This window comes from Streptomyces sp. NPDC048442, assembly GCF_040651475.1.
Classification (GTDB): Bacteria; Actinomycetota; Actinomycetes; order Streptomycetales; family Streptomycetaceae; genus Streptomyces.
Genome location: NZ_JBEZKB010000025.1, coordinates 1 through 12,070, shown reverse-complemented (window position 1 = coordinate 12,070; position 12,070 = coordinate 1). Strand labels below are relative to the sequence as shown.

Sequence of the window (12,070 nt, the reverse complement as noted above, 5' to 3'; positions counted from 1 at the left end):
GAGGAAGCACTCCGACTACGTGGCGCACCTCATGAATGCTCAGTCAGTCTCCGGACAACGCCAGTTCCCGCGCCACGGCACGGTGCACGACCGCTTCCACGTCCTTGCCGTCAGCGTCCGCACGGCGGAACTTGCCGTCCTCTCCGAAGTGCACCGTAAGACGGGACGTGTCGAGCTTCGGCCCACCCTTGCGGGACATGCCGACTTCGACGTACGCCCCGGCGTCCAGCAGTAGATCCCGCTTGCCCGCCGTGTCGGCGTCCTTCCAGTTCTGTCCGTGGGTGCGACCGGTCGGAACAGCCTCAACACCCGCAGGCTTGGCGGTGCGTTGCTTCTCGTTCAGCGCGGCAAGCCGCTCTTCCAGCTTGCCGTACTGCGCTGCGTACCTAGCTGCACCCTCCTCGCCCTTGAACAGCCCACGGTCGTACCGGTCCTTCTCCAGGTCGTCCAGCGCTTCCCTGGCCTGCCGGATCTGCGGGCGGAAGTCCTCTCCTGCGTGCTCCACCACGAGCACCACAGGGAGCGCTCCGAAGCTCGTGAGGAACCGGTCCGTGACGTACCGCTCCATCCCCTCACCCGCGATGCTCACGCCGTAACAGCCGCTTTCCGTACCCGCTTGCAGGGCCTTCAACCGGCCGATGCAGCGATACCGGGTCCGCCCCTTGGCGACGTACGTATACATCCGGGTCTGGCACACCGCGCAGTACACGATTCCCCGAAGCAGCGACGTGCCTTCCCGCCGTCTGTCACCAGGATTGGCCCGTCGGCCCAACTCGTCCTGCAACGCCTGCCACGTGTCCGTGTCGAGAATCGGCGTGCGGCTCACCATCGGCAGCCCGTCAGTCATCAAGATCGGCTTGCCGTCCTCGATGACCTGGCCCAACAACTGCGGATTGGTCAACAGGCTGCGCAGCGTGGATGTGTACCACTGCTTCGAGTCGCTGCGCTTGCCCGTGGTCTGACGGGACGAGTGGCCGGGTGAGGGTTTGTCCGACGCGGTGAGGTCCGTTGCGATCTTCAGGAGTGAATCCTTGTCCAGGACCCGCTTGACGATCCTGTGGATGGTCTCCGCTTCCTCGGGGTTGATCTCCAGGACTTTCCCGGCACCCTCGGGGTTCGGGACCACGCGGTATCCGTAGGGCACCCTGCCGCCCGTGTAGCGCCCTTCCCGGCGCAGGTGCTCGTGGGCGCTGGAGACCCGCATGCCGATGGTGTCGGACTCCAGCTCTGCGAAGACCGCGATCACCTTCGCCATGGCGCGCCCCATGGACGACGTAAGGTCCAGTGGCTCGCTGGCCGACGCCAGCGCCACGCTCGCGCTCTGCGTCACCTTCATGATCTCGGCGAAGTCCACCGTGGACCGGGCGAGACGGTCGATCTTGAAGAACACGATGACGTCGAACTCGGCGAGCCGGGACAGCACGCGCTGCAGCCCCGGACGATCAAGCCCACGGGAATAGCCGGACACGTCGATGTCTTCTTCTACTGCGACGACGTTCCAGCCCCTGGCCTTGCACAACGCCTCGCACGCAGAGCGCTGACGCTCGGGCGAGGTAGACTCTTCTGTTTCGCGTGAAAGTCGTACGTAGAGGGCGGCGCGCATTCCTGGCGCACTTGCGGAGACGCCCTGAGAGCGTCGAGCACGGGGCAAAGCCCGCGCCGTTGCGGGTGTGTTGTCCGTCACGGGACGATCCTACTTCCGGAGGTATGTGTGTCCTGCCTGATCGTCCAGAGCGACAAGACGCTGCTCCTGGAAGTCGACCACGACCGGGCGGACGCCTGCCGTCGTGCCATCGCGCCGTTCGCGGAGCTGGAGCGCGCGCCGGAGCACATCCACACCTATCGGTTGACTCCGCTGGGGCTGTGGAACGCCAGGGCGGCGGGTCACGACGCCGAGCAGGTCGTGGACGCGCTCGTGGAGTTCTCGCGCTACCCGGTGCCGCACGCGCTGCTGGTGGACGTCGCCGAGACGATGGCCAGGTACGGGCGGCTGACCCTCTCCAAGGACCCGGTGCACGGCCTCGTACTGACGTCGACCGACCGTCCGGTGCTTGAGGAGATCCTGCGGTCGAAGAAGGTGCAGCCGCTGGTCGGAGCCCGGCTCGACCCGGACACCGTGGCCGTGCACCCCTCCGAGCGCGGGCAGATCAAGCAGACGCTGCTGAAGCTGGGCTGGCCGGCCGAGGACCTCGCCGGTTACGTCGACGGGGAGGCGCACCCGATCGAGCTGGCCGAGGACGGCTGGGCGCTCCGCCCGTACCAGAAGCAGGCCGTGGAGGGCTTCTGGCACGGCGGGTCGGGTGTGGTCGTACTCCCCTGTGGCGCGGGAAAGACGCTGGTCGGGGCCGGTGCGATGGCCGAGGCGAAGGCAACCACGCTGATCCTCGTGACCAATACGGTCTCCGCCCGCCAGTGGAAGCACGAGCTGGTGAAGCGGACCTCGCTGACCGAGGAGGAGATCGGCGAGTACAGCGGTACGAAGAAGGAGATCCGGCCGGTCACCATCGCCACGTACCAGGTGCTGACGACGCGGCGGAAGGGCGTCTACCCGCACCTGGAGCTGTTCGACTCGCGCGACTGGGGTCTGGTGATCTACGACGAGGTGCATCTGCTGCCCGCGCCCGTCTTCAAGTTCACGGCCGACCTCCAGGCGCGGCGCCGGCTGGGGCTGACGGCGACGCTGGTACGGGAGGACGGGCGCGAGTCGGACGTCTTCTCGCTCATCGGGCCGAAGCGGTTCGACGCCCCGTGGAAGGAGATCGAGGCGCAGGGTTACATCGCGCCCGCCGACTGCGTGGAGGTACGGGTCAACCTGACCGACTCCGAGCGGCTGGCGTACGCGACGGCCGAGCCGGAGGAGAAGTACCGCTTCTGTGCGACGACGGCGACGAAGCGGAAGGTGACGGAGGCGCTGGTCGCCAAGCACAAGGGCGAGCAGACGCTCGTGATCGGCCAATACATCGACCAGCTGGATGAGCTGGGCGAGCACCTGGGGGCGCCGGTCATCAAGGGGGAGACGCCGAACTCGCAGCGGGAGAAGCTCTTCGACGCGTTCCGGACCGGGGAGCTGAACGTCCTGGTCGTGTCCAAGGTCGCGAACTTCTCGATCGACCTGCCGGAGGCGACGGTCGCGATCCAGGTGTCCGGCACGTTCGGGTCGCGGCAGGAGGAGGCGCAGCGGCTGGGGCGCGTACTGCGGCCGAAGGCGGACGGGCACGAGGCGCGGTTCTACTCGGTGGTCGCGCGCGACACCATCGACCAGGACTTCGCGGCGCACCGCCAGCGCTTCCTGGCGGAGCAGGGATACGCGTACCGGATCGTGGACGCGGACGACCTGCTGGCGGAGGGGTCGGGGCCGCAGGCGGCGTAACTGCGGGGTGGGGGGGTGGGGCGAGGGGGGTGCGGTGGGCGGGTGTTCACCCGGGCTCGGCGCTCGGGCTGAGGGCTCGGGCTGAGGGCTCGGGCTCAGTGCTCGGACTCGGCGCTCGGGCTCGGCGCCCGGTCCGGCGCCCGGACTCAGTGGTCGGGCTCGGCGCCCGGACTCGACGCTCGGGCTCGGCGCCCGGACTCGGCGCTCGGGCTCGGCGCTCGGCGCCCGGACTCAGTGCTCGGTGCGCGACTCCGAGGGCGTCTGCTTGCGGGGCTCCGGCATGGAGCGGAGCACGGGGGCGCCCGTGCCCGTACCCGCTGCTGTGCCCGCGCCCGTGCCCCCGCCCCCGCCCCCGCCCGGTAGCGATGAACCGTCCGCCTCTGCCCCGTCCCGCAGCCGCCACACCATCCAGCCCAGCAGGGCCAGCCCCGCCATCGGGTACGGCGAAAGGCCCGGCTGCTGCCACCACGGCAGCTGTACATCGAGGTCGCCCTGGTGGGGCACCGCCCAGAAGCTGCGGCAGGTGAAGAGGAAGGCGACGGCCGCGGCCGTACGGAAGCGGCGTTCGGCCAGCAGCAGCGCGAGCAGCGGCACGCACCACACCCAGTGGTGGGACCAGCTGATCGGCGAGACCAGCACCATCGTGATCGCGACGATCACGATGCCCCACTCCTCCCTCCCGGCGCGTACCGCCCGGCGGGCGATCCACAGCCCGGCGAGCCCGACGGCGGCGGCGCACCCGAACCACACCAACCCCGGCTCCATGGAGTTCATCGCGCGCGCCAGCATCCCCTGCAGGGACTGGTTGTCGACGATCCACACCTTGCCGACCCGGTCGGTCTCGAACATCCGCCGGGTCCAGAAGTCAAGGCTCGCGGCGGGCAGGACGAGGATGCCGAACAGAACGGTGGCGGTGAAGGAGGCGAGGGCGGTCAGCCCGTTCCGCACCCGGCCTGTGACCAGCAGGTACACGATGAAGATCGCCGGGGTGAGCTTGATGCCGGCGGCGATGCCGAGCCCGACGCCCTTGCCGAGGGCACCCTTCGGCCGGGTCAGGTCCCACAGCACGAGGCACGCGAGCGCGAGGTTGATCTGCCCGAACACGAAGGTCTGGAAGACCGGCTCCAGCCAGATCGCGAAGGCGATCGCGGCCGTCATCAGCTCGGGCCGGTCCGGCAGCTTGGCGAACCGCCACGAGAGGCGTACGAGGAGGGCGAGGAGGGCGAGGTTGCCGACGAAGAAGCAGATCTTCATGGCGGTGACCGGCAGCCAGGTCGTCGGTACGAAGAGGATCGCCGCGAACGGCGGATAGGTGGCGGGCAGCTTCCACTCCGTCGTCACGAAGTCGTAGAGGCTGGTGCCGTTGACGACGGCCTGTCCTTCGGCCCGGTAGACGAGGGTGTCGCCCAGCGGGATGTGGGTCACCACGAAGAGGGTGATGAGCGCGGCCAGCGAAAGGCCCAGGAGCACGCGCGCGGCGAGCAGGGCTCGTGGGCGGGCCGCACGGGGGTCCCCTTGCGGCGAGCGGGTGGAGCTCACGCGGGCGGTGGCGGCGCGGGCGTTCTCGGTCCGGTCTGTCGTCACGACGGCAAGCCTATGAGGCTTCCCCCTCCGGAAACGACGCGCGTCGGGGGCGGGGATGCGGTGGGGCGGTCGGGCGGGGGTGCGGTGGGGGCGGTCCGACGGGGGTGGGGCCGGCGGAGCATGCGGTCCGGGCTGCGGTCCGGAGGTAGGTGCTAGGTGCCAGGGCGCGGTCGGGCATGCGGCCGGAGTAGGTGGCAGGGCGCGGCCGGGTATGCGGCCGGAGTAGGTGGCAGGGCGCGGTCGGACGTGCGGCCGGAGTAGGTGGCAGGGCGCGGTCGGACGTGCGGCCCGAGGGCTTGGCGCGGTGGGGAACCCGGTGGGTAACCCGGTGCGTGGCCTTGCAGGGCCCGGTGCGTGGCCCAGGCCAAGTCCCGGCGTCCAGCCCAGGGTTGACCTTGCGCGTATCCCGCCCCGCGGCAGACTCACCGGCAGCCGAGGCCGTACGGCAGCCTGTCCATGCGTCGCGGCAGACTCGCCGACGACCGCCGCTCATGCGACTGTCGCGTCAGCTTCACCGGTCACCAGTCACCGCTCATACGCCCGCCGCATCCCGCTCACCGGTCACCGCTCATGCGCCCGCCGCATCATGCTCACCGCTCGCCGCTCATGCGCCCGCCGCATCCCACTCACCGCTCACCGCTCATACGCCCGTCCGCCCATGCGTCGCGCTCGCGCCTCCAGTCCTTCGTCTTCTGGCCGTCCGCCTCCCGCATGTCCTCCTTCCACTCCTGCGCGTAGTCGCCGAGCAGGGCCACGCCGACCGCCACACCCGCGAAGATCCGGACGGCACGCAGCGCGCGGACGACGCGGTGCGGTTTGTCCGAGACTGCGGTGGCACCGGAGTGCCCGTGGCCCGCCGTGCGGGCTCCTGCCATTCCTGCTGATGCACCTGGGGTGAACGTCGCTGTACTCATACATCCATGGTGTCCGCCGCCCCCCTCCGGCACATCGGACCCCGGGTTGAACCGCACCCCCGCCGCTCTCCACCCTCAGGCTGAGCCCGCCCCCGAAACTCACCCGCTGGTCTTACGGGGACCACCACCCGTACGGGGCTCGGGGCCGCCCGCACAAGCCCCCGCCCCCGCACCCGCACCCGCACCCGCACCAATAACCATTGGCCCTCGCCCTCCCCCGCCACTACAATCGCCCGTCTGCCCGCCTCCCTCCCGTGGAGCGCGCGCCGCCCGGACGGAAACCGGCCGGCAAGCCAAGACGTAGCTCCCGCCGAGCCGAGCCGCACACCCGGCCGCCCCGGTCCCGGCCCCGCGCCAGGACCCCGGCCGCCGCAAGGAACCCGGCCGCCCGGCCTTCGTACCTCAGCCGGAGGCCTCACCGTGCCCGCGCACGACACCGACGACACGATCGCCGCCCCCCTCACAGACCCCCTTTCCGACCCTCTCTCCCGCGAGCGCGCCCACCTCTCCGCGTCCCGTTCCGCCCTGCGCGCCATGCGCGAGGACGTCGAGAACCTCGACATCAAGGACGTCACCGCGAACTGGGTCAACGCCGTCGTCCTCACCGCCCAGATCGAGGACCGCATCAAGGCCCTCGCGGACCTCTCGCACACCCCGCTCTTCTTCGGCCGCCTCGACTACCTGCACACCGTCGGCGCCGCGGAGGCCGAAGGGAGCGCCGGCGAGCGCTTCTACATCGGCCGCCGGCACGTTCACGACGCCGACGGCGACCCCATGGTCATCGACTGGCGCGCACCCGTGTCGCAGCCCTTCTACCGCGCCTCCAAGAAGGACCCGCGGGACGTCGGCCTGCGGCGCCGCTTCGGCTACACCGCAGGCGAACTCACCGCGTACGAGGACGAGCACCTCGCCGGCGGCGACACCCACGAGGCCGCGCCGCCCAGCAAGCTGCTCCAGGCGGAGATCGAGCGCCCCCGCGTCGGCCCGATGCGCGACATCGTCGCGACGATCCAGCCCGAGCAGGACGAGATCGTACGAGCGGAGCTGTCCGGCTCCGTCTGCGTGCAGGGCGGCCCCGGCACCGGCAAGACCGCCGTCGGCCTGCACCGTGTCGCGTACCTCCTCTACGCGCACCGCGACCGTCTCGCCCGCACCGGCACCCTCGTCATCGGCCCGAACAAGTCGTTCCTGCACTACATCGAGCAAGTCCTCCCCGCCCTGGGCGAGTTGGAGGTCAAGCAGGCCACGGTCGACGACCTCGTCACCACCGGCGACGGCGCGGGCATCGAGATCCGCGGCACGGACGAGGCCGCCGCGGCCGTCATCAAGGGCGACGCCCGCATGGCGGAGGTCCTGCGCCGTGCCGTCCGCTCGCACGTGACGGCGCCCACCGATTCGGTGATGGTCGTACGGGGCTCCCGCCGCTGGCGCGTACCCACGTACGAACTGGAGGAAATCGTCGGCGAGTTGCAGGCCCGCGACATCCGTTACGGTGCCGCCCGCGAGGCCCTTCCGCAGCGCATCGCGCACCAGATCCTGGTACGGATGGAGGAGTCGGGCGAGGCGCCCGACGACCGCGTACAGGACGCGGTGGCCCGCAACACGGCGGTGAAGGCAGCGGTCAAGGCGATCTGGCCCCCGGTCGACCCGGCCAAACTCGTCCTGCGCCTGCTCGCCGACCCCGAGTTCCTGGCCGAGCACGCGGCCGGCATCCTCACACCCGACGAGCAGTCCACCATCCTCTGGGCCAAGCCGGCCCGCTCACCGAAATCCGCAAAGTGGTCGGCCGCCGACGCCGTCCTCATCGACGAGGCCCGCGACCTCGTCGCGCGCACGCACTCGCTCGGCCATGTCGTACTCGACGAGGCGCAGGACCTCTCCCCCATGCAGTACCGGGCGGTGGGCCGCCGGTGCAGCACCGGCTCTGCGACGATCCTCGGGGACCTCGCGCAGGGCACCACGCCCTGGGCGACCGGGAGTTGGGCCGAGGCCCTCACCCACCTGGGCAAGCCGGACGCACTCGTCGAGGAGCTGACGGCGGGCTTCCGCGTCCCCCGCGACGTGATCGCGTACGCCTCCCTGCTGCTCCCCCACATGTCACCGGGCCTCGCCCCGGTCTCCTCGGTACGGGAGAGCCCCGGCGCGATGTCCGTCCAACAGGTCCTGGACAAGGCCGACTTGAACGATGCGATCGTCGCCGCCTGCGAGGAGGCGCTGACCCACGAGGGCTCGATCGGCCTGATCGCGGCGGACGCACGCATCCCCGACCTGGCGAAGGCACTCGAAGCGGCGGACCACTCCTACCTCTCGCCCGGCGAGGAGACAACTGCCGCGTCTCGCCTGACACTTGTGCCCGCTTCCCTCGCCAAGGGCCTCGAATACGACTACGTGGTTCTCGACGATCCGACGGCAATCGTGGCCGGCGAACCGGACGAGAGGACGGGGCTTCGGCGGCTGTACGTGGCGCTGACGCGCGCGGTATCGGGACTGGCGGTCCGCCACACGGGACCGCTCCCGGCGGCACTGGGCGGCTGAGCGGCGGGCGGGGCGGGGCCGGGCTGGGCGGGCCGGTGGGCGTCGTGCGGGCGCGTCGTGGCTGATCGCGCAGTTCCCCGCGCCCCTAAAAGCCTGCCCCTTAACCCGCTAGCCCCCCTAGCCTCCTTGGGCAGCGGGGCCGCCCCCGGGGGCGGGACGGGTGGGCAAGGGGGCGGCCCCCACGCGGAGCCCCGCCCCCCGCCCCCAGCCCAGCGCCCACCGCTCCGCGTCTACGCGTCCAAAACCCCCCTCCACTCCCCCACCGCTCCCGCCGAAACCGACTCCCCCCAGCCCCCCGGCCTCGCCGCCCCACCAATGTGGAACGCATTGACCCCGCCCGCCCGCAACACCGGCAGGTGGTCGAGCCGCAGCCCGCCCCCGACCAGAATCTCCGCCCCGTAGCCAGGCGATCCCGCCAGCCCGGCCTCCGCCAGCAGCGTCGGCAGGCCCGCGTCGACGCCCTCCGCCGAGCCGGCCGTCAGGAACGCGTCCAGTCCCGGCAGGTCCGCCAGCTGCTTGCGGACCGCGTCCCGGTCGGCGGCCCGGTCGATCGCCCGGTGGAACGTCCACCTGCATCCCTCCAGCTCCGCCACCAGCCGCTCCACCGTGACCAGGTCGGCGTTGCCGTCCGCGTCCAGGAAGCCGAGTACGAACTCCTCCGCACCCTCGGCCCGCAGTGCCCGCGCGTCCTTGACCAGCGCGTCCACGTCCGCCGGGGAGCCCGCGGCGAAACCGTCCGCCGCCCGGAGCATCACCCGCAGCGGGATGTCCACGGCCGCGCGGATCGCGGCGAAGGTCGCGACGGGCGGGGTCAGCCCGTCCGCGGCCATGTCCGTGACCAGCTCCAGCCGGTCGGCACCGCCGGACTGGGCCGCGATCGCGTCCTCGACGGTGAGGGCGATCACCTCCAGGACTGCACGCTCACTCATGGGGTTTCCGCTTCCTTCGCCATCGCCCGTACGGGCAGCCGATACGGGCATCCGAAACGGGCATCCGATACGGCACAGCCAACAGATATAGGTCTAGTCCAATATCAAGACTAGAGCCCCACTCCGCCCCGCGCACCACCCCCACGCGGGCGCGATCAAACCCAAGCCGATGTCCACCCCTCCCATATACCCCCTCGGGGTATACAAGAAGCCTTGCATCACATGGGGCAGGGGGGTATACATGAACCCAGCAAGGGATACCCCCAGGGGGTAATAGACCAGAGAGCCCCACCCACCAAAGGAGAGCGGTCATGGCCACCCAGACCCCGGCACCGGCACCCGCACCGGCACCCGCACCGACCCCGCCCCCGGCCGCCCCCGCCCACGTCGAGCTCGCCATCGGCGGCATGACCTGCGCCTCCTGCGCCGCCCGCATCGAGAAGAAGCTCAACCGGATGGACGGCGTCGAGGCGACCGTCAACTACGCCACCGAGAAGGCGAAGATCGCGTACGACCGGGAGAACACCGAGGTCGCCGACCTCATCGCCACCGTCGTGAAGACGGGGTATTCCGCCGAGGAGCCCGCCCCCGTACGCCACGACGGCCCGCCCGACCCCCACGCCGACCCCGATACGGAGGCGGCCGACCCCGCCCTCACCTCGCTGCGCCAGCGTCTGATCACCGCCACCGTCCTCGCCGTCCCGGTGATCGCGATGGCGATGGTCCCGGCCCTGCAGTTCGAGTACTGGCAGTGGCTGTCGCTCACGCTCGCCGCGCCCGTCGTCACGTACGCCGCCTGGCCCTTCCACCGCGCCGCCTGGACCAATGCCCGGCACGGCGCCGCGACCATGGACACCCTGATCTCGGTCGGCACATCGGCGGCCTTCCTCTGGTCGCTCTGGGCGCTGTTCTTCGGTACGGCCGGCATGCCCGGCATGACGCACCCCTTCGAGCTGACGATCGCCCGCAGCGACGGCGCCGGGAACATCTACCTGGAGGCCGCCGCCGGCGTCACCGCGTTCATCCTGGCCGGCCGCTACTTCGAGGCCCGCTCCAAGCGCAAGGCGGGCGCCGCACTGAAGGCGCTCCTCCAGCTCGGCGCCAAGGACGTCACCCTCCTGCGCGACGGGGTCGAAGTCACCGTCCCCACCCACGAGTTGAAGCCGGGCGACCGCTTCCTCGTACGTCCCGGGGAGAAGATCGCCACGGACGGCACGGTCGTCGAGGGCAACTCGGCCGTCGACGCGTCGATGCTGACCGGCGAGTCCGTACCGGTGGAGGTCGGCGTCGGCGACAGCGTCACCGGAGCGACCCTCAACGCGGGCGGCCGTCTCGTCATCGAGGCCACCCGGGTCGGCGCCGACACCCAACTGGCCCGGATGGCAAGGCTGGTGGAGGACGCGCAGAACGGGAAGGCAGCCGCCCAGCGCCTCGCCGACAAGATCTCCGCCGTCTTCGTTCCGATCGTCATCGCGCTCGCGCTCGGCACGCTCGGCTTCTGGCTCGGCAGCGGCGCGGGGCTGACCGCCGCGTTCACGGCGGCGGTCGCCGTCCTGATCATCGCCTGCCCGTGCGCCCTCGGCCTGGCCACCCCGACCGCCCTCATGGTCGGCACCGGGCGCGGCGCCCAGCTCGGCATCCTGATCAAGGGCCCGGAGGTCCTGGAGACCACCCGCAAGGTCGACACGATCGTCCTCGACAAGACCGGCACCGTCACCACCGGCAGGATGACCCTCCTCTCGGTCCGCACCGCACCGGGCGTGGACGAGGCCGAAGTCCTGCGTCTGGCAGGCGCGTTGGAGAATGCTTCCGAGCACCCGATCGCCCGGGCGGTCGCGGCCGGAGCCACGGAGAAGGTCGGCGCCCTCCCCACCCCGGAGGACTTCGCGAACGTTCCCGGTCTCGGCGTCCAGGGCATCGTCGAGGGCCACGCCGTCCTCGTAGGCCGTACGAAGCTCCTCACCGAGTGGGCGATGACCCTCCCCGCCGAACTGGAGCGCGCCAAGGCCGATGCCGAGGCGGCCGGCCGTACCGCCATCGCCGTCGCCTGGGACGGCGAGGCCCGCGCCGTCCTCACGGTGGCCGACGCCGTCAAGGACACCAGCCCGGAGGCCATCCGCCGGCTCCGCGCCCTCGGCCTGACCCCGATCCTCCTCACCGGCGACAACAAGGCCGTCGCGGAGGCGGTCGCCGCCGAGGTCGGCATCGACCAGGTCATCGCCGAAGTCATGCCCGAGGACAAGGTGAATGTCATCAAGTCCCTCCAGGCGGAGGGCCGTTCGGTCGCCATGGTCGGCGACGGGGTCAACGACGCCGCCGCTCTCGCCCAGGCCGACCTGGGCCTGGCGATGGGTACGGGGACGGACGCCGCCATCGAAGCCGGCGACCTCACTCTCGTACGAGGAGACCTGCGCGCCGCGGCGGACGCCATCCGCCTCTCCCGCAAGACCCTCGGCACCATCAAGTCGAACCTCTTCTGGGCTTTCGCCTACAACGTCGGCGCACTGCCCCTGGCGGCGATGGGCCTGCTCAACCCGATGATCGCGGGAGCGGCCATGGCGTTCTCGTCGGTCTTCGTGGTCGGCAACAGCCTGCGCCTGCGGAGCTTCAAGGCGGCGTAAGGAAGAGGGGGGCACAGAGGGGATGGGTGTTGTTCCGCCCTACTTGAAGTACTCGGAGAGGCGGGACACCGGGACTTCGGGCGCCGTAATGCCGCGGATCCTGGTCTTGATCTTCGC

At 70.9% G+C, this 12,070-nt stretch carries 7 protein-coding genes; 3 read left to right on the top strand and 4 right to left on the bottom strand.

Annotated features, from left to right (window positions below):
- Positions 1–43: 43 nt before the first annotated feature.
- Positions 44–1,603 (bottom strand): recombinase family protein, encoded by a 1,560-nt coding sequence (locus AB0D18_RS30225; RefSeq protein WP_362425481.1) that lies wholly within the window; start codon positions 1,601–1,603, stop codon positions 44–46.
- A gap of 108 nt (positions 1,604–1,711) precedes the next feature.
- Between AB0D18_RS30225 and AB0D18_RS30220 the strand changes: the two genes are divergently transcribed.
- A complete protein-coding gene (locus tag AB0D18_RS30220; protein WP_362425478.1) occupies positions 1,712–3,370 on the top strand; it encodes a DNA repair helicase XPB in 1,659 nt (552 codons plus the stop codon).
- Between the two features lie 231 nt (positions 3,371–3,601).
- On the opposite strand, the gene AB0D18_RS30215 is transcribed toward AB0D18_RS30220, so the two are convergent.
- A complete protein-coding gene (locus AB0D18_RS30215) occupies positions 3,602–4,855 on the bottom strand; it encodes a glycosyltransferase 87 family protein (RefSeq protein ID WP_362425857.1) in 1,254 nt (417 codons plus the stop codon).
- Positions 4,856–5,580: 725 nt separating this feature from the next.
- Positions 5,581–5,868, bottom strand: a complete 288-nt coding sequence (locus AB0D18_RS30210) for a hypothetical protein (RefSeq protein WP_362425475.1) — start codon at positions 5,866–5,868, stop codon at positions 5,581–5,583.
- A gap of 420 nt (positions 5,869–6,288) precedes the next feature.
- Here AB0D18_RS30210 and AB0D18_RS30205 point away from each other — a divergent pair, with 420 nt between their 5' ends.
- Positions 6,289–8,403, top strand: a complete 2,115-nt coding sequence (locus AB0D18_RS30205; protein WP_362425473.1) for an ATP-binding domain-containing protein — start codon at positions 6,289–6,291, stop codon at positions 8,401–8,403.
- A gap of 230 nt (positions 8,404–8,633) precedes the next feature.
- On the opposite strand, the gene AB0D18_RS30200 is transcribed toward AB0D18_RS30205, so the two are convergent.
- On the bottom strand, positions 8,634–9,332 hold the full coding sequence (locus AB0D18_RS30200; protein WP_362425471.1) for a copper homeostasis protein CutC: 699 nt from the start codon (positions 9,330–9,332) through the stop codon (positions 8,634–8,636).
- Between the two features lie 407 nt (positions 9,333–9,739).
- On the opposite strand from AB0D18_RS30200, the gene AB0D18_RS30195 reads away from it, so the two are divergent.
- Entirely contained in the window at positions 9,740–11,953 is a 2,214-nt protein-coding gene (locus AB0D18_RS30195; RefSeq protein ID WP_362425854.1) for a heavy metal translocating P-type ATPase, read from the top strand.
- The last annotated feature ends 117 nt before the right edge of the window (positions 11,954–12,070 follow it).

Coding starts and splice junctions, on each gene's coding strand:
- AB0D18_RS30225 (WP_362425481.1), bottom strand. CDS start 1,603: ATGCGCGCCGCCCTCTACGTACGACTTTCACGCGAAACAGAAGAGTCT.
- AB0D18_RS30210 (WP_362425475.1), bottom strand. CDS start 5,868: ATGAGTACAGCGACGTTCACCCCAGGTGCATCAGCAGGAATGGCAGGA.
- AB0D18_RS30200 (WP_362425471.1), bottom strand. CDS start 9,332: ATGAGTGAGCGTGCAGTCCTGGAGGTGATCGCCCTCACCGTCGAGGAC.
- AB0D18_RS30195 (WP_362425854.1), top strand. CDS start 9,740: ATGACCTGCGCCTCCTGCGCCGCCCGCATCGAGAAGAAGCTCAACCGG.